General features: G+C 32.9%; 19 protein-coding genes and 1 pseudogene. 18 read left to right on the top strand and 2 right to left on the bottom strand.

Features of this window, described 5'->3' with window-relative positions:
• Positions 1-200: 200 nt before the first annotated feature.
• Entirely contained in the window at positions 201-620 is a 420-nt protein-coding gene (locus BK137_RS08805) for a hypothetical protein (RefSeq protein WP_038181061.1), read from the bottom strand.
• Positions 621-835: 215 nt separating this feature from the next.
• Between BK137_RS08805 and BK137_RS08800 the strand changes: the two genes are divergently transcribed.
• The 11 genes and pseudogenes from BK137_RS08800 to BK137_RS08750 all read left to right on the top strand — a co-directional run bounded on the left by BK137_RS08800 (position 836) and on the right by BK137_RS08750 (position 7,694).
• Entirely contained in the window at positions 836-1,318 is a 483-nt protein-coding gene (locus BK137_RS08800) for a CcdC family protein (protein WP_038181063.1), read from the top strand.
• 415 nt (positions 1,319-1,733) lie between these two features.
• Positions 1,734-2,213 carry a DUF2975 domain-containing protein gene (locus BK137_RS08795; protein ID WP_038181064.1) on the top strand — a complete coding sequence of 160 codons (480 nt, stop codon included), beginning with the start codon at positions 1,734-1,736 and terminating at the stop codon, positions 2,211-2,213.
• A gap of 8 nt (positions 2,214-2,221) precedes the next feature.
• The gene (locus BK137_RS08790) at positions 2,222-2,431 is read left to right on the top strand and encodes a helix-turn-helix domain-containing protein (protein ID WP_038181065.1); all 210 of its coding nucleotides are present in this window, start codon (positions 2,222-2,224) and stop codon (positions 2,429-2,431) included.
• 28 nt (positions 2,432-2,459) lie between these two features.
• Entirely contained in the window at positions 2,460-2,675 is a 216-nt protein-coding gene (locus BK137_RS08785; protein ID WP_038181067.1) for a DUF3955 domain-containing protein, read from the top strand.
• A gap of 304 nt (positions 2,676-2,979) precedes the next feature.
• Positions 2,980-3,114 carry an SAP domain-containing protein gene (locus BK137_RS22970; RefSeq protein ID WP_235175705.1) on the top strand — a complete coding sequence of 45 codons (135 nt, stop codon included), beginning with the start codon at positions 2,980-2,982 and terminating at the stop codon, positions 3,112-3,114.
• 73 nt (positions 3,115-3,187) lie between these two features.
• A complete protein-coding gene (locus BK137_RS22640; RefSeq protein ID WP_235175685.1) occupies positions 3,188-3,340 on the top strand; it encodes a hypothetical protein in 153 nt (50 codons plus the stop codon).
• A gap of 283 nt (positions 3,341-3,623) precedes the next feature.
• A complete protein-coding gene (locus tag BK137_RS08775) occupies positions 3,624-4,403 on the top strand; it encodes an alpha/beta fold hydrolase (RefSeq protein ID WP_038182935.1) in 780 nt (259 codons plus the stop codon).
• A 408-nt stretch (positions 4,404-4,811) separates the two neighbouring features.
• Positions 4,812-5,606, top strand: a pseudogene (locus BK137_RS23070) (RHS repeat domain-containing protein); the annotation flags it as partial.
• 18 nt (positions 5,607-5,624) lie between these two features.
• Positions 5,625-6,230 carry a hypothetical protein gene (locus BK137_RS08760; protein WP_038181078.1) on the top strand — a complete coding sequence of 202 codons (606 nt, stop codon included), beginning with the start codon at positions 5,625-5,627 and terminating at the stop codon, positions 6,228-6,230.
• Between the two features lie 749 nt (positions 6,231-6,979).
• Positions 6,980-7,462 carry a DUF2975 domain-containing protein gene (locus BK137_RS08755; RefSeq protein WP_038181081.1) on the top strand — a complete coding sequence of 161 codons (483 nt, stop codon included), beginning with the start codon at positions 6,980-6,982 and terminating at the stop codon, positions 7,460-7,462.
• A gap of 10 nt (positions 7,463-7,472) precedes the next feature.
• Positions 7,473-7,694: a helix-turn-helix domain-containing protein gene (locus tag BK137_RS08750; RefSeq protein ID WP_038181085.1), complete on the top strand. Its 222-nt coding sequence runs from the start codon at positions 7,473-7,475 to the stop codon at positions 7,692-7,694.
• Positions 7,695-8,357: 663 nt separating this feature from the next.
• On the opposite strand, the gene BK137_RS08745 is transcribed toward BK137_RS08750, so the two are convergent.
• Complete coding sequence (locus BK137_RS08745) at positions 8,358-9,011, bottom strand: hypothetical protein (RefSeq protein ID WP_038181087.1); 654 nt, start codon at positions 9,009-9,011, stop codon at positions 8,358-8,360.
• 394 nt (positions 9,012-9,405) lie between these two features.
• On the opposite strand from BK137_RS08745, the gene BK137_RS08740 reads away from it, so the two are divergent.
• The 7 genes from BK137_RS08740 to deoD all read left to right on the top strand — a co-directional run bounded on the left by BK137_RS08740 (position 9,406) and on the right by deoD (position 17,053).
• The gene (locus tag BK137_RS08740; protein ID WP_051448607.1) at positions 9,406-11,034 is read left to right on the top strand and encodes a carboxylesterase/lipase family protein; all 1,629 of its coding nucleotides are present in this window, start codon (positions 9,406-9,408) and stop codon (positions 11,032-11,034) included.
• Between the two features lie 139 nt (positions 11,035-11,173).
• Entirely contained in the window at positions 11,174-11,659 is a 486-nt protein-coding gene (locus BK137_RS08735) for a GNAT family N-acetyltransferase (RefSeq protein ID WP_038181109.1), read from the top strand.
• 362 nt (positions 11,660-12,021) lie between these two features.
• Positions 12,022-12,252, top strand: coding sequence for a WYL domain-containing protein (locus BK137_RS08730; RefSeq protein WP_327192112.1), 231 nt, complete (start codon positions 12,022-12,024; stop codon positions 12,250-12,252).
• A 385-nt stretch (positions 12,253-12,637) separates the two neighbouring features.
• Positions 12,638-13,918: an ammonium transporter gene (locus BK137_RS08725; protein WP_038181111.1), complete on the top strand. Its 1,281-nt coding sequence runs from the start codon at positions 12,638-12,640 to the stop codon at positions 13,916-13,918.
• A gap of 59 nt (positions 13,919-13,977) precedes the next feature.
• The gene (locus BK137_RS08720; protein ID WP_038181113.1) at positions 13,978-14,952 is read left to right on the top strand and encodes a DUF294 nucleotidyltransferase-like domain-containing protein; all 975 of its coding nucleotides are present in this window, start codon (positions 13,978-13,980) and stop codon (positions 14,950-14,952) included.
• Between the two features lie 2 nt (positions 14,953-14,954).
• On the top strand, positions 14,955-15,677 hold the full coding sequence (locus BK137_RS08715; RefSeq protein ID WP_038181116.1) for an exonuclease domain-containing protein: 723 nt from the start codon (positions 14,955-14,957) through the stop codon (positions 15,675-15,677).
• 659 nt (positions 15,678-16,336) lie between these two features.
• Complete coding sequence (gene deoD / locus BK137_RS08710) at positions 16,337-17,053, top strand: purine-nucleoside phosphorylase (RefSeq protein WP_038181119.1); 717 nt, start codon at positions 16,337-16,339, stop codon at positions 17,051-17,053.
• Positions 17,054-17,110: the final 57 nt, after the last annotated feature.

Here is a 17,110-nt window from a genome sequence, read left to right as displayed (position 1 = left end):
GGGTTAAGTAAGGGAAATATTCATGACCAGATTCAAGAAGTAATTTCATATTAAAATTCTAGAACTTTCTTCAGCAATTGAGCACTTTACTTGAAGATTATTGAGCTGTTTAGACATTAGACAGCTCTTTTTTCTTATTCAACTAAAGGGGTAGGTTAGTTGAAGAAGTACAAAATAAAAAGACCAATAAGTGGTCTTTTTTAAAGGGAGATATCTAAAGTTTTTAGTAACGTATCAATTTCTGTTTTAATGGTGAAAAAATGAGGCTTACTTTCATTATCAAATATGAGTAAATAAGGCTTTTCATCTTCGGGAATAATAATGATAACTTCATCAATCAAAGTATTCACCCATTTATTTTCTATACGAAGAGATGGAGTTAAGGGGATTTTAACTATAAAACCTTTGTCTGGAATAGGTTTTATTTTTACAACAATATTGTCAATTTCTTCAATAATTTTTTTGGTCTCTAATTGTATTTCGGGATTTATTGGGATTTTTATAATCTTATGTTTTTGAATATCAAGAAGTTCAATATTTGTTGTACTTTGTGCACTTACTATAATTAGATTAAATAGGAAAAGTATAGGAATTGACGTAAATAATATTTTACGAATCACATTTATCACCTTAGATTTAGACTTACCAAAGAATATTTTGTTATACATGCTTATTCAACTAACGAGTGCTTTACTTGAAGATCGTTGAGTTGCATATGCAGCTCTTTTTTCTTTATTGGACTATAGGGGCAGCTTAGTTGTATAAGTGAAAATATAGTTTTTATTGAAATTTATGTAATAATAGATATATTAAAACATAATTCAGGGAGGTTTTTATGCAAACTGCAATACCAGCTACTTCTATGTTTCTAATTATTGGATTGTTCATTTTAGTTCGTAGAATCCGTTCTATGTACAAACCAACCAAAGGTAGAGGAGGGCGAATAATTCTTCCTATTCTATTTTTAACACCAGGATTTTCATTTCTTCTAAACGCTTCTGGGCACGTCACATACCTTCAATTATCAATAGCAATTTTTTTAGGAGTGGGTTTTTCTATTCCTCTTATTTTATGGTCAGATTATGAAATACGAAATGATGGTTTAATTTATGCTAAGAAAAGTCCTGCTTTTATAATTACTTTCGCCATTATGATTGCTTTACGTTATTATTTTCGACAACATATTTCTACTATCGAATCAGGTACACTCAATATGCTAATTTTCTTACTTGTTATTTGTTATTTAATTCCTTGGAGAATAGCTTGCTATATAAAGTACAAAAAGGTTCTTAAACTAAAAAATACAGTCAGTTTGTAGAACTTCGTATATCTCTAACACCCTCCAAAATGAAAAAAGAAGTATAAGTTTGTGAATAAATGCACTTAAACTAGCGGTTGCTTTAGTTCAATAAACGAGTTATAAAAACAAACGAACATTTAACAAGTAAAAGATCGATTCCTTAAAGGAATCGATCTTTTTTGTTAATTTAGAAGTGGGATTTCTTATTTGCTGTACAAAGACGAGGGGTTTGATCTAAGAAGGATAACGTGAACTTATTGAACTAACGAGGCAGGTAACAAATAGAGGTGATTATCGGTATTGAGCCTGGTCTTTTTTTTGCAACAAATGTAAGTAACAATAATCTTTTATCGTTTTACGATAAAAGATTATTGACTAAGGATGTTTTTTTAATTATTATTATAGCTATAGGAAGTTGAGAAGGCGGTGAATTATGAAACAAAAGGAATTAGCAAAATGGTTAAAATTAATAATTGTTTTTTGCGGATTATTTGGATTGTTATTCTGTATCTTCGTTGGACCAGAAATCGGAAGGAATGTATTACTAGAATCTAAATCTTTAAAGCCGTTATTTAATCCTTTTTTAGTGTTTATTTGGATAACTGGAGTTCCATACTTTATAGCTTTATGTGTAGGTTGGATTATCTGTTCAGATATTAGCGTGGGTAATGATTTTACAGTTGAAAATGCGAAAAGGTTAAAGCTAATAAGTGTGTTAGCAATGATAGAAGGGGCATTATATGCTGTTGCATTGCTATACACCGTTATCATTAGAAATTACAACACTAATCTATTAATGATTCTTTTGCTTATTCTGTTTTTTGCAATTGTTATTTCTGTATTTACTTCTTTGCTTTCTTATTTAATGCGTAGAGCAAGTGAAATAAAGCAGGATAACGAATTTACGATTTGAGGTGTAACATGGTTATCATAGTTAATCTTGATGTAATGCTGGCAAAGAGGAAAATGAGTGTTACTGAATTATCGGGAAAACTAGGTATCACAATGGCGAACGTTTCAATATTAAAGAATGGAAAAGCAAAAGCTATCAAGTTTTCAACTTTAAAAAAAATATGTGAAGTATTAGACTGTCAACCAGGTGATATCTTGGAATATAAAAAAAATGATTAAACTAATTTTTAATGGGAGGAAAATGATTATGAAAAAGTATTTAATTGCATCTACACCAATTTTTTTAGGAGTAATTTGCCTTATTGCAAAAGCAATAATAGGGAGTAACGTGGCTTCAGACGGTACCTTAGAAGAACCCTTTTTCTTGATTCCAATTGGTTTTTTACTATTCTTCTTAGGCATTGTATTAGTAATTGGTATGGCATTAATTTCAATGTTTAAAAAAACTCAAATTTCTAATTAACAAACGTACACTATTTACCTTTTAAACATAATATTAAATTGTAAAATATTTAATTTTATTAATATTATACCAATCTTTAATTATGTAGTTTTATTGTAAAAGTGCAATTAAAAAAGCTCCTTCTTCAACTAAAGAGGCAGTTTAGTACAAGAAGAGTTTAAAAAAATATTAGCAAGGACATTTGGAAACCAATATTCTATAATGGGATTTAAATACAAAAGAGGTGAATGAAATGCGACCCATATTATCAAGGGATTTGAATGAAAAAGATTTCAGAAATTTTTACTGATTAAAAGAAGAACTACTGGTTTTTTGTAGAGAAAATGGGTTAAGTACTTCAGGTTCTAAAGTTGAAATCACAGATAGAATTGTTTTCTTTCTTCAAACATTGCTTTTGGAGTACCAGATACTAATAAGTTTTTTTGGTAATCATTCATAAGGGGAAAATTGATCAAGCAGATGATTTAACAGCGTATGATGCATCTCCTTATCCCAAAAAGGAGTTTGTAATATTGGAAGATATTAAGTATGATTCACCAGAGTTGCTTAAAATAGCACTGAAAACGGGCAGTATTTATCCCGGTAAATATTGGGCGAAAGGTTATAATTTTATACTTAGAAAAGACACAGAGAGAAATATTAACCTAATATTAGTGATAGGTTAGAATAGTGACCAGACAGAAATGAAAGCAGCGAGCTTTAATGCTTCAACAGGAGAATACATTAAACCTAGTTTATCAGTTATTGTTCCTTATTAAGCTAACGGGTGCTTTAGTAGAAGATCTTTGAGTTGTTCAGACAGCTCTTTATTTAATTAAAGGTAGAAAGTATTCATCAGAAACCTCTTCGCAATATCTCAACAAAGTTTAACGCCGAAATTAGGCATACACGCTGCCTTGGGTGAATATCTTAATGGGAAATTACTTTTTAATAATTGGGGTGATACACCTGGGATACTTTGTAACTGTCGAACCAGGCGTCAACGTATTTATAGAGGACATCAATCCAAAGGGAAATAAAACGATACTTTTTATTCATGGATGGCCGCTAAACCATAACCAGTTCGAATATCAGTTCAACTTCCTTCCAACACTTGGATATCGTTGTATCGGAATGGACTGGAGGGGATATGGCAATTCGGATAAACCTTTTAGCGGGTACAGTTTCGATAGATTAGCAGATGATGTCCGCATGGTCATCGAAGCGTTACAGTTAAAAAACATAACACTGGCAGGACACTCTACAGGAGGCGCAATCTCGATTCGTTATATGGCTCGTTACAAAGGGTATGGGGTATCTAAACTCGTCCTGATTGACGCTGCCTCTCCATCTAGCGTTCCAAAAGAATTTACAAATAAAATCATCGAAGATACAAATCATGACCGACCGCAAATGCTGCAAGACCAAACGGGAATTTTTTTCTTTCAGTATATTTCCGAACCGAAATCCGATTGGTTCGTTTTAATGGGATTACAAGCGGCGAATTGGGCGACTTCCGCCATTATGGTCACGCTTAGAGATGAAAATGTTTACAACGATCTTGGTCAGATCGATGTACCCACATTAATTATTCACGGAATTCATGATAAAGTCGTTCCGTTTACCCAAGCTGAGGAAACAAATAAGCTGATCAAAAATTCGAAGCTAGTTCCGTTCCAATACAGCGGCCATTGCGCTTTTTTAGAGGAGCGAGATAGATTCAACCAATTATTATCTTCTTTTGCATAACGACTCGGAATAGCAACACCGTCGCCAATTAATTTGTAAGCGTCAAATAGCCCCCACCTTAAATAGCTACATGCCTTGGTCGAAAAATATCCAAGCCATATGTGCAAAATAGCCATCTATTTGAATAAATTTCAGATAGATGGCCATTCGTCGTGCGTACCGGAAAGGTGCGCATATTAATTGTATTTCGGGCTTACTAACAACTATCGATATCAGTGGAACTTGAAAAAGATGACCCCTAGAGAAATTGCTTCAAAGCTACAAAGTTGATGAAGATATAGCAAATAATGAAAGTTCTATCAAGGTTAATACAGATTTATTTGAACGAATCAATCAGTTCAATAAATTTAATCTTTTAGAAATAATCCAGTATAACAAGAAGATCAAGTAGCAAGTCAATTCCATTACACCTATGATAAATCTGGGAATATAAGACAAGAAGAAAGTGACAAAGGAACATCTAAATTTGAATATGATGCAAATAGTCAGTTAACAAATGAAAAACTGCCAGATGGTTCAACAAATGCTTATGATTACGATGCAGTAGGCAATCGTAAAGAACGCATATCGATTAAACAAACAGATTCCTTTGAATATAACGCAGCCAATCAAATCAAAATAAAAAATGGACAGGCCTACAACTATGATGATGATGGAAATCTAACTCAAGATGAAAACTTTAAGTATGAATACAATGGACTGGGTCAACAAGTTCGAGTGACAGATTTAGCGGATAAAGAGATTGCTAGATATGAATATGATGAAACAAATCTTCGGAGTAAAAAGATTGTGGGTTCTAAATCATACGAATATTATTATGGTAATGATAATTTAACACTGGAAATCATTAAAGAAAACAATAATATATTGGAATATAGATATTATCAATGGAATGGTAATACGCCGCTTGGTATGATTGTGAAGAAGAAAGGTTCGGAAGGTAATTGGAAAGAAAAAATATTCCATTACTGGACGAATCAACGTGGTAATGTTATTTCGATTCGAGATAATAGTAACAATGAAATAGGTTCATATACGTATGGTGTGATTGGAAATGTGTTAGATGAAAAAGGCGAAATTGCTAAGTACAACACTATTCGTTATGCAGGTTATTATTACGATCATGAAACAAAAAATTATTATCTACAAGCTAGATTTTATAATCCTGAAAATGGTAGCTTTTTAGCATTACCTATGAAATAGAAAAGAGATGAAGTAGTTTTGAATATAGAAGAGTTTTCAGAGGTTGAACGATTATTAATAGAGAAATTTGGAAGATTAGATGTTCAAGAAGATGAGTTAGCTTATAAACATTTTATTACAGGAAATCTTGATCGTTTTAATAGGTTATTAACTAACGAGGAATGCATTAATTTAATGATATTGTTTAATCCGCGAAATGATTTTGAAACTCAAGAGTTCTTTGGTATAGAAGAAAAATTCTTAGAAATTTTTAGATATTTATTTAGGAAAAATGGGGAAACTCCAGTGTATATATATTGCCCAGAACTAGAAAGTAAAAGGAAGTATATTTTCAGATACCTGAAGAAGGTGTTAGATAAGCAAGAGTTCTCTCTTTTTAAAAAAATAAAAAATACTATTGTTCCTCATAACGGTTTATTTGAAATTAAGACTCAAGAGCATTTGGAAATTTTCGCAAAGCTATCACTAAGACATTTACATTTTTCTAATTTCTTTTTTGAAGACTCTGTAATAATTGGTAATTACGAATTAAATATTCCGATTTACTGCTTTGATATTTCATATCTCAAAGAATGTGAAAGCGAAGCAAATAAGGTAGGCTTGTATATACGAAGTAAATACTGATTAATACTGTATAATTCAAGCAGTTCGCCATGTTGGTTTATAGAGAAGTCGTTTTATCATTATGATCGAGTTGATCACGAAGAAGGAGAATGTCTCCAACAATGCGAATAAAGTCCGCTGCAAAGCAATGACGAAGCTTGTGAGGGCTGATGCCATTAATACTAATCATATTATAGTTTTGAGAAACTAATTGTTCGAAAATAGATGGATGCCAGGATTAAATGATGAATCAATAATTCATGTTTCCTTTGAGTTAAAAAAGAACAACAATTAGAAAAAAAGAGTAAGTATCCAACAAAATTACATTGTTCGAAAAATATCAATTAACTCTAAAATTATAATATTTAAAATGTACTTAATCCCTTGATACAAAAGGGATTAGGCGCTCTTTTTTATTGTAATATATTGGAGCGGAAAGAAGGATTACCGTTTTTGTTTGGAACATATTGTACTAACGGAGATGGTTAGGTTGAACGAGCAGGGACTTTTTTGGAGGCGAAGAAGTAATTTTGTAAATGAAGAATTATTCTAGAATCTGTAGAGAAATCGAATGGGGTGTGTATCAATGTTAATTAAAGGTTATAAAGTTATGGATCATTTCTTTGTAATGAGGAATGCTTCTATTTTGTCTGGGGTTAAAAAGGTATTATTATAACAATAAATGAATAAAAAAATCGATATATATTTATTGTAAAACGATAAATTCGGTGATAAGATAATATTTATAATAAATAAGTGAGGTGCTTTTTATGAAACAAGTATCAACGCTCTTTTTAAAGGTAGCTGTTGTTCTTATTGGAATTCCGATTCTTGCTTTGTGCATCTTTTTAGTGCCTGAGATCGCGAAGTTTGCAGCAGAATTGTTTCCAAATATTACTTATATTAAATATCTTGTAATAATCTATTTTTACCTAACGGCGATACCTTTTTACTTTGCTCTATATCAAGCTTTTAAACTTTTAATCTATATTGATAAGAGCAAAGCTTTCTCGGAACTATCTATAAGAACTTTAAAAAATATAAAATTTTGTGCAATTATAATTACAACTCTGTATGTGGTAGGCATGCCACTCTTTTATTTCATAGCGGAAATGGACGACGCCCCAGGTATCATAGTAATCGGAATGGTTGTTATTTTTGCTTCGCTTGTAATTGCAGTATTTGCTGCTGTTCTTGAAAAGCTTTTAAAAGATGCGATTGTTTTAAAATCTGAAAATGATTTAACGGTCTGAGGTGAATAAAATGGCAATAATAATCAATATTGACGTCATGTTAGCGAAACGGAAAATGAGTGTCACAGAACTTTCCGAGAGAGTTGGAATAACGATGGCTAATCTTTCTATATTGAAAAATGGAAAGGCAAAAGCGATTCGATTATCAACTTTAGATGCGATTTGTAAGGCTTTAGAATGTCAGCCAGGAGATATATTAGAATATAAAAGTGATGTAGAAACTCAAGAATAATAGACGACAAATTTCTCAAACTAACGAGGTGCTTTAGTTTAATTTGAGATAAATGTGTTCAAACTTTTTATGAGAATTGTATATGACAGCAAAGTAGATTTAGTTGTAATCGGAAATCGTGGTTTAAATGGACTACAAGAAATGGTTCTTGGTAATGTCGTTTAAAAAATTAATAGTGTAAATGTAGCTTTGTAAAAAAGATTGATTAAACTCATCTCACCTCTATAGATTTCTTAGAGGTGAGATGAGTTTTTTATTGGATACTTATGTTAATGGCACTATAAAGATTGTAAAGAAATGTACATAAAACAACTGGGCAGTTTAGTTGAAGAATAATGATACAAAATCTTTAAAAGCTTCAAGGAGGTATTACTATTGGAAATTAAAACGAAGACTTACTTATTGTTGAAGAATTTTAAGGAATGGTCTGAATAACAAAGCCATATAAAAGGTGCAGCGGTTGTGGGTTCATTTGCAATGGGATCTTCTAGTCACCTTCACCAGAGGAGCTAGACATCCGTCTACCAAAATGAGCTACCCTTAAGGTTATTTACCATGTGATTAATTGTCACTTCACTTAAATCAGGTAGGCTTGGCGAATATCTGCTTTTGTGAAAAGTCCCATAAGTAGAGATGCTAATGTTGTTTAGCCTTATAAGCTGACTAATTTACTACTTTCCCTTTGTTATTTAAAATTTTTATTTCATATGAGTCAATATGAGATACTGAGTTCAGTTTTTTAGAATGTAAGATTTCATTTATTTTCTCTTCAAGTCCCATAGTAAACTTATATGTATCTTTATCTAAAGTCTTTATGGATGTATGAATGGTAATGGATTTTTGATAATCCGTATTTATATTTTCAATTATGTCGTAATCTTTAAGTCCTTCCATTAAAGTCGATGTTAAAAGGCTAAGTTCTTTCTGTCTATTTTTAACTTCTTCTGTAATGATAGATAGATCCAGCCTCTCTACAACAACTGTATAGTCTTTTAGTGTTGAGGATTTAATTATACTTTTTGCAATGGACCCCATATCCTTTTTAACGGATTTAAAATATTCTTCATTCGCTTCAACTTGTATCACCAATTCTTTCTTTGAAGTCATTTTTACAACAAAGCCCTCGTATTTTTCATGAAGTTTTTCACTTACTCTTTTCAATGTAGTTATATTTAGAACTTCTTCTTTAGTAGCTAAAGGTTCTTGTTTCTCTTTAGTTGATATAGAAGTATCAACTTCTAAAGGCCGATTTAACAGGCTAAATGAAGCTATTCCTACTATAAGTATTCCAGCAATTATCAATATCCTTTTTAACAAATAATCCCTCCCGTTAAGAAGGTATGCCCTATATCACCTCAAAATGTCACGAAAACACAATGTCCTTCTGGTTGTTTGTATATTGACTGATGATTCCTAAAGGCTGATTGTTGTCATCTTTCAATTATCTAATTTTTGCTACGAGATCTCTTTTCAGTAATGAGTGAGGAGATAAAAATGGCTTTTGGTACTTTGATAAGCATTATTACAAAAAAATAGCTTATCTAATTAATATATAGGTAGATTTACTGTTTAAAGATGTCATGACTCGGGTAATGGGAAAATGATAATGAAAAAAACAGTCTATATGTTTATATTGGTCTATCCAGATTCATTTAAAACTTTGTATCATTTTTCAATAAATGATAATAGTAGATAAATTGGAGGAATTTGAATGAACGGTGAAGTTATCCAAACACGCTATGGAAAAGTAATCGGAATACCATCCGATACGCAAGGTGTAACTGTGTTTAAAGGGATACCGATTGGTGCAGACACGGGGAAAGAAAATAGATTTCGTGCTCCTCAGCCTCCAAAATCTTGGGAGGGTGTAAGAGGTTGTGACCATTATGGAGATCGTTTTCTGCAAAATCCAGATCCAAATTGCCAAGGAGCATTTTGGTTTAGTGAATTTAACTATGCTTCAGAATATAGACCACCAGTAAGTGAAAACGGTCTAGTAGTAAATATTTATCAACCAGAAGTACAAGAAGGAAGAAAGTTACCTGTATATGTTTGGATTCATGGTGGTGCAGGTAATTATGGGAGTGCTTCTGATATTAAATTTGATGCAACCAAACTAGCTGCAAAAGGTGTAATCGTTGTATTAGTTCAATATCGATTAGGTTTCCTTGGATGGTTGACGTTACCTGAACTGTGTAAAGAAAATGAGCACGGTGCGTGTGGTAACTACGCTGTACATGATAATATCTTTGCATTAAAATGGGTTCAAGAAAATATCGAAGCCTTTGGTGGAGCTAAAAATAAAGTCACTATTGGAGGTCAATCTGCAGGTGCTATGCAGGTTATGAATCTTCTACGTTCACCACTTGCAAAAGGTCTTTTCCAACGCGCTATCATTCAAAGTGGATTAACTGGATTCCTAAATGATCCAGGCGCTATGGGAGAAGCTTTTGGAGCAGGAAAACCATTTCCTACAGTAGAAGAAGCTGCCACTCTTTCAAAAGAAGCTATCCGTGAATCGTTTGGTCGTGATGTTACATTGAAGGAACTTCGAGAAATGGAAATGGAGGAATTCCTAAAACCGCCATTTGCTAAAAATATTGAAGAAAAGGGTGTAATGCCGTCCGCAACTATTCTAGAAGACTTAGCTGCCAGAATACAAGGAACGGTACTAGATGGTTATGTGTTCACTGAAGAGTCTATTGACCTTATGAATCCTAGAAATATTGAAGGTATTGATATTATTATGGGTGGAACTACAGATGAAATGACATCCTTGATGGCAGTTAATTCTACAGAAAGCCCAGCCTCAAATGAGATATTAGTTACAAAACTTAAAGCAATGCATGGAGAGGACATCCTGTCTCTTTACTCAACTTCAACAAAAGAAGAAAGTTATGCTTCTTTCTTACGTGCCTTCAGTGATGATGGCTTACAGAGATTGTTATTATCCGCTGGGCTGAACCAAGTGGCCAAAAAACCTTTTGTTTATTCCTTTGCCCATGTAGCTCCAGGTAAAAATGAAGAGTTTTATGGAGCCTATCACTCTGGGGATTTATGGTTTACAATGGGTTCTCTAAAGCCAGGGAGAGCTCATAGAGAATGGAGAAAACTAGACTGGGGGATGATGGATGTCATTACAGATTATTGGTCTAACTTCATTAAAACAGGAAATCCAAATAGGGAAAGTTTATCTGAATGGATACCTTGTGATGAAAAAGATGAATATCCTTTCATGCAGTTTAAGGATGGGCAAGCAAATTTAATTACTACAAGTGGAGAGGAAAAACGAGAACAGTACTTTAGAAAGCGTATATTAGAAAGTTTGAATTTAAATTAAAATTTATACATGCTGAGATGATTAAGTTGTTTAAAATCGAGAGAAGTTACCAAACGAAAAAGTACCGAATTTTTCCGATTTAAGTTACTATAAAAATAAGAAATGTTATTAAACAAAAGGGGAGTTTAGGAGGAATACAATGCACAATCTAAATTTACTGAAATTTCAAGAGGTTGATTTTAGTGATTATTTCAGTCTTGTTTCTAATGAGAAAGTTATGGCACAAATTACCGAGTACGCTATTCCTTTTGAAGAGGCTCAATCCAATTTTCAAAAGTTATTAAAACGAAATGAAAAATATGAACATTCTGGCTCATACAAAGTCTACGATAGTTCAATCAATGAATTTATCGGACTTGGACATTTAACTTTGGATGAAGAAAACGACGAAGTAGCTGAAATTGGCTATATGATAAAGCCAGAGTATTGGGGTAAAGGATATGGAAGTGAAATAGCGAAAGTATTGATTGAAAAAGCTATAAAATCAGAATTAAAGAAACTAAAAGCCATTATTGACCCAGATAATATTGCTTCAAGGAAAATATTAATTAAACAAGGATTTGTCTCTGAGAGGATTTGCGAAATTGGCAGTTTACCTGGAGAAATACTGAGTAAAAAACTATAAAAATTAATTTACTCGAAAGATGGTGTTGAAAAAATCAGATTTATTTTAGGAATCTAAATATAAAACGCTGTATTTCGAATTGTTAATACAGGATTTGAAGGTTGGTTTTTATAAAAGTTATAGATAAAAAACCATAAAAACAGTAATGTTTTATCTTTATCAATTTATGGGTGCTTTAGTTGAAGAAGAGCTACTAAAAAAATAATCAAACGTTTAGACTAAGATCAGTTCATTTTTAATGTTAACTTTCATAACTCTTTAACTTTGATACTACACTTAAAACTAGGTAACCGTTAATTTGGTCGCTTAGTTATTTTTTAATCTGAGTAAGAACGAATGTTCTTTATGATGGATAAAAAGGAGTGGACAATGTTAAAGAGCAATTATTGAAAGCAATGCAGCGTAATCAATTGGTGAACATGATTTATATGTCGAGCAGTGGAGACATAACGAAACGACGTGTGAAGATCATTAAAATATCATCAGATAATTTTCAAGCTTATTGCTTTGTTAAGCGTGCTAAACGTACTTTTATAATAGAAAATGTTCTTGCAGCTATTCCGATTATTCGTAGTGAAGAAAAAGAATTATGATTTTAATAGGAATTCCATTTGAATAGATAAATTGTTGCGATTAAAAATTATAGAGATTTCCAACGTGGCTCTTTTATTGAAGGGATTTTCAATTGGATAAGTCCTGTAACGCTTAAAAATACATAGACTTTTTGAAAGAATTCATTTTGAACATGCTTTTTCAAAATGAATTCTTTTTATTTTCTAATGAATATGGATACAAGTGTTTTTTTAGCGATAATGAAATCCTTTTCATGTGAGTTTTTATAACATATTTTCATTTTATTCTGAAAATTCTGTTGACAAGGAGTGAAAACGAGGTAAAATAAAGGATATAAATAACATGTTAATTTTTATTACATATAAATAATAAGAAAACTAACATGGTGAAAAGGGGAGTTTGAGGATGGATGTTATGTATTTGATGAACAGCCTGTGGACGATGCTAGGAGCAATTTTAGTAATCTTTATGATTGGTGGATTTATCTTACTTGAGGCTGGTTCTACAAGAATGAAAAACGCAGGTCACGTAGCAGGGAAAACAGTCTTTACTTTTGGTTTAGCATCATTAGTTTTCTGGGCATTAGGCTATGGGTTTATCTTTGGTAGTGACACAAATTTCTTTGTCGGTATGTCGGATTTCTTCTATTCAGGAGAATTAGTTAAAGATTCAGGACTTGCTACAACTGTATTTTTCGTCTTCCAACTAGCATTTGCAGGTATATCAGTTACAATCGCACTGGGTGGATTTGCAGAGCGTGCGAAGTTTTCAGCATACGTCATCTTCACTATTCTATTTGGAGTATTAGTTTATCCCGTAATTGCACACTGGATTTGGGGTGGTGGCTGGCTAGCTGAGCATGGAAAACAAGATTTTGCAGGATCAACAGTTGTACATTTAACGGGTGCAATGGCAGCTCTTGCAGCGACTATCTTGCTGAAACCAAGAATTGGGAAATATAATAAGGATGGTTCAGCGAATAATCTTGCCGGTCATAACCAAGTTTATACTGCTTTAGCTGTATTAATCCTGTGGGTTGGTTGGTTTGGATTTAATGCGGGTAGTACTGTTTCAGTTGATGGTGCTTTCTTCGGATTTGTTGCTTTAAATACCAATCTTGCTGCAGCAGCTGGTGCGGTGGCAGCGACTCTAATTTCGTGGGTAGTGTTAGGTAAACCTGATATTACAACAATTTTAAATGGTGCACTAGCAGGTTTAGTAGCAATTACAGCATCATGTGCGTTCGTAGATGTTTGGGCATCTGTAGTCATTGGGTTTGTAGCTGGTGTCATAGTATTCTATAGTACTAGATTTTTTGAAAAGAAAAAAATTGATGATCCAATCTTCGCATTATCCGTACACGGAACAGCAGGTATATGGGGTACATTATCAACAGGTCTCTTTGCTACACCTGAACTTGCGACAGTCGGTAAACCGGGCTTACTTTATGGCGGTGGTTTTGAACAGTTAGGTGTACAGATAATGGGGGTTGCAACATCGGGTGCTTATGCATTTGCTGTATCATTTGTCATCTTATATATCATGAAAAAAGTGATGGGTGGTATTCGTGTTAGCGAGGAAGAGGAAATCATGGGACTTGATATGAGTGAACATGGTAACTACGGCTATCCTGAGCAAATGTTGTTAGAAGAGTCGAACTTATGTCCAGTAGTAGAAACTAAGTAACGTTAATATGTCAAAAGCCCCTTTTAAGGGGCTTTTGGTGTAAAAAGGGAAGTGTTGCTGTGGAAACAGATGTTGAAACATATGAATCTATAAAGGAATGGAGGGATAAAAATATTACCGCCTACCTAGCTGATTCTGTTTCTCTCAATAAGTTTCATGATCAAGTAATGTGCAAAGTATTTGATTTAGCTATCAGTCGCGTGAAGAAGGGTAGCCCCCCCTGTGAATTCTCATGGTTTATAACAGGGAGTGGCGGCAGGTTTGAGCAAGGAGTTATCAGTGACCAAGATCATGGATTGATATATGAAATATCGAATGTAGATAATGATACTTATTTTAAGAAACTCGGTGAAGAAGTATCTTATGGTCTCTACATCGTTGGTTATCCATATTGTCAAGGTAATGTCATGAGCTCAAATCCACTTTGGCGTAAGTCGATGCATGAATGGAAAGAACAGCTTCTAAAATGGATGGATGATGAAAGCTGGGATGCCATTCGTTACTTGCAAATATTTTATGATGCAAGGGTTCTAATAGGAAAAAAATCGTATGTAAAAGAGTTGAAAATGGTTATTTACCAATATCAATTAAAAAATCAGACCGTGTTAAAGCGTTTTATGGCGAACGTCACACATGTAAAGAATGTCATTGGTCCACTTGGTCAAATTTTAGTAGAACAACATGGTATGTACCAAGGTAGTGTGAATCTAAAATATGCAGCATTTTTACCTTATGTGAATGCCATTCGAGTATTGTCTATAAAAGAAGGAATTTATGACACTTCTACATTAGATAGAATGAAATGCTTGAAGGAAACAAAAGAATATTCAAAGGCAATAAAGGATTGTGAAGACAATTTCTTAATGCTATTAAGATATCGCCTGACATTATTTCAAGTGGAATCCTATACAGATACACATTACTTGCATATCGAAAGTCTTCAAAAAGAACAACGCAAAGAAATAAAAAGAATTCTAAAAGATGGTAAGAAGCTGCATGATTATGTGATAGCACTTATCGAAAAAGGGTGTTAACAATGGTTTTTGAACCGTTTATTCAACTATTAAGAGGAATTCAAGGGAAAAGAAACACTGGTAGAATAGGTGATATTCAAAACTCACAGCAAATGGCTTATTTAAGGCATTTGCAAAAAGAGGTGAATCAAGATAAAGCATTAAATACGCCCTTACACGAACTAAATGTAGTAGTTTTTGATATTGAAACAACAGGCTTCTCTCCTGAAAAAGGAGACGGAATACTTTCGATTGGTGCAATAAAAATGAGTGGGGAAATTATTAAGGAAGAAGAGGCATTTTACTCGCTTGTTCATTTTGATCGGAACATTCCCCAGGAAATTATTCAGCTAACTGGTATCACAAATGAGCAATTAATAGAAGCGCCAAGTTTATCCGAAGTTCTCATCCATTTTCTTCAATTTAAAGGAGATTGTACGCTTGTGGCACATCACGCTAATCATGAACGCAATTTTATGCAACATGCTAGCTCAAAGTTATTTCGCACACCTTTCAAGCACCGGATTGTAGATACTTCCTTCCTATATAAAATTGTTGAACCAAAATCAAAAAATGTGAAACTAGAGGATTTATGTGAACAAAATGGTATTTCAGTGGTGAATCGTCATCATGCATTAGGAGATGCAAAGTTAACTGCAGAACTGTGGAGCTTATATGTAGCGGAAATTCAACAATTGGGTTGTAAGACGTTGAATGATGTTTATGAACGGTTTTCGAGGATATAAAAAATACGGTTCAAAAATAAAAAGAAAATAATATGCTATGGAGAGTACATTAGAAGATTTATTAATAACAACAGTGAAAAAATACAATATTTATTGTAATATAATGATGTTTTCATAAATGTTTTGCTTTAGGAAAGTTGATAGGTTTGAGCTAAGATCTACGAATATTCAACTTTTGAATAGTATGACTATTTATGTGAATAAAGTGAATTAGGTAGATAGTTATTAGAAATATGAAAAAGAGTAAATCATATAAAAAGGGGTGTCAGTAAGTTGTAGTTGGACTTATTTGGCAGCCCTTTTTTCATATTGTTGAAACAGGGTCAAAAAACTAAGTGCCATTAGTTGAAGGTGCTTATATATTTTTTAAGAAGAACTAGTCTATTTCTTTATAAATTAGGTGTTTCAATCAAATCTAGTATAAAAACCGAAAATCTTTTAATATTAAAATGTTAAATGTAAAAAATATATTGAAAAAAGAAATGAATATGTGGTATTTTTATATAATATCAATTAGACAACTTATTATACAAGTTGTTCGTTAGATATATAAGTTGTCTATTTTTTCTTGAAAAGTAAGCGCATTCAGATTTCTAAAGAAATAGAGTACTTTAATGTATAAACGACTTTATAAAACAATTACAAAGGAGACTTATTTGATGAGTACAAATCACAAAGAAACACCACACATTAAGCCTAATGGAGTAGAAATTGCAGAGACAATTCTATTACCAGGTGATCCATTACGAGCTAAATTTATTGCGGAAACTTATTTAGAAGATGTAGTACAGTTCAATGAAGTGCGTGGCATGCTTGGATATACAGGTACTTTTAAAGGGAAAAAAATCTCAGTAATGGGTACAGGTATGGGAACAGCTAGCATGGGAATCTATTCATGGGAATTAATCAACGTGTTCGGCGTTAAAAACTTAATCCGTATTGGATCAGCAGGTTCAATTCAAGATGATTTGAACTTGTATGATATCGTATTTGCAATGGGATCTGCGACAGATTCTAATTACGCACACCAATTTAATTTACCAGGTCATTATTCAATTACTGCATCATATGAGTTACTTGAGAAAGCTAAGAAGGTCGCTGATGAAAAAGGATCTCCTGTTCGTGTAGGGAATGTTCTTGCTAGTGATGTCTTCTATAATGCTGATCCTACAGCATTGGAAAGATGGAGTAAAATGGGCATTTTATGCGCAGAAATGGAGTCAGCTGCACTTTACATGAATGCTGCGCAAGCAGGTGTAAATGCTCTTTGTATCTTAACAATTAGTGATCATATCTTCAAACATGAGCAAACAACGCAATTAGAAAGACAAACAGCGTTTACAAAAATGATGGAAATTGCATTAGAGCTAGCTTAATAATTATTTAAGTGGAATATAACGAGTGTGAGTTAGAGGAAACAGTTAAAGAGTATT

Origin of the sequence: Viridibacillus arenosi (assembly GCF_001955655.1) — a bacterium.
Classification (GTDB): domain Bacteria; phylum Bacillota; class Bacilli; order Bacillales_A; family Planococcaceae; genus Viridibacillus; species Viridibacillus arenosi.
The sequence above is the reverse complement of the archived record's forward strand: the minus strand, read 5'-3'. Positions and strand labels throughout refer to the sequence as shown.

Excerpts from the sequence above, each read along its gene's own strand:
- BK137_RS08800 (WP_038181063.1), top strand. The coding sequence starts at position 836 with ATGCAAACTGCAATACCAGCTACTTCTATGTTTCTAATTATTGGATTG.
- BK137_RS08795 (WP_038181064.1), top strand. The coding sequence starts at position 1,734 with ATGAAACAAAAGGAATTAGCAAAATGGTTAAAATTAATAATTGTTTTT.
- BK137_RS08790 (WP_038181065.1), top strand. The coding sequence starts at position 2,222 with ATGGTTATCATAGTTAATCTTGATGTAATGCTGGCAAAGAGGAAAATG.
- BK137_RS08785 (WP_038181067.1), top strand. The coding sequence starts at position 2,460 with ATGAAAAAGTATTTAATTGCATCTACACCAATTTTTTTAGGAGTAATT.
- BK137_RS08755 (WP_038181081.1), top strand. The coding sequence starts at position 6,980 with ATGAAACAAGTATCAACGCTCTTTTTAAAGGTAGCTGTTGTTCTTATT.
- BK137_RS08750 (WP_038181085.1), top strand. The coding sequence starts at position 7,473 with ATGGCAATAATAATCAATATTGACGTCATGTTAGCGAAACGGAAAATG.
- BK137_RS08740 (WP_051448607.1), top strand. The coding sequence starts at position 9,406 with ATGAACGGTGAAGTTATCCAAACACGCTATGGAAAAGTAATCGGAATA.
- BK137_RS08735 (WP_038181109.1), top strand. The coding sequence starts at position 11,174 with ATGCACAATCTAAATTTACTGAAATTTCAAGAGGTTGATTTTAGTGAT.
- BK137_RS08725 (WP_038181111.1), top strand. The coding sequence starts at position 12,638 with ATGGATGTTATGTATTTGATGAACAGCCTGTGGACGATGCTAGGAGCA.
- BK137_RS08715 (WP_038181116.1), top strand. The coding sequence starts at position 14,955 with ATGGTTTTTGAACCGTTTATTCAACTATTAAGAGGAATTCAAGGGAAA.
- deoD (WP_038181119.1), top strand. The coding sequence starts at position 16,337 with ATGAGTACAAATCACAAAGAAACACCACACATTAAGCCTAATGGAGTA.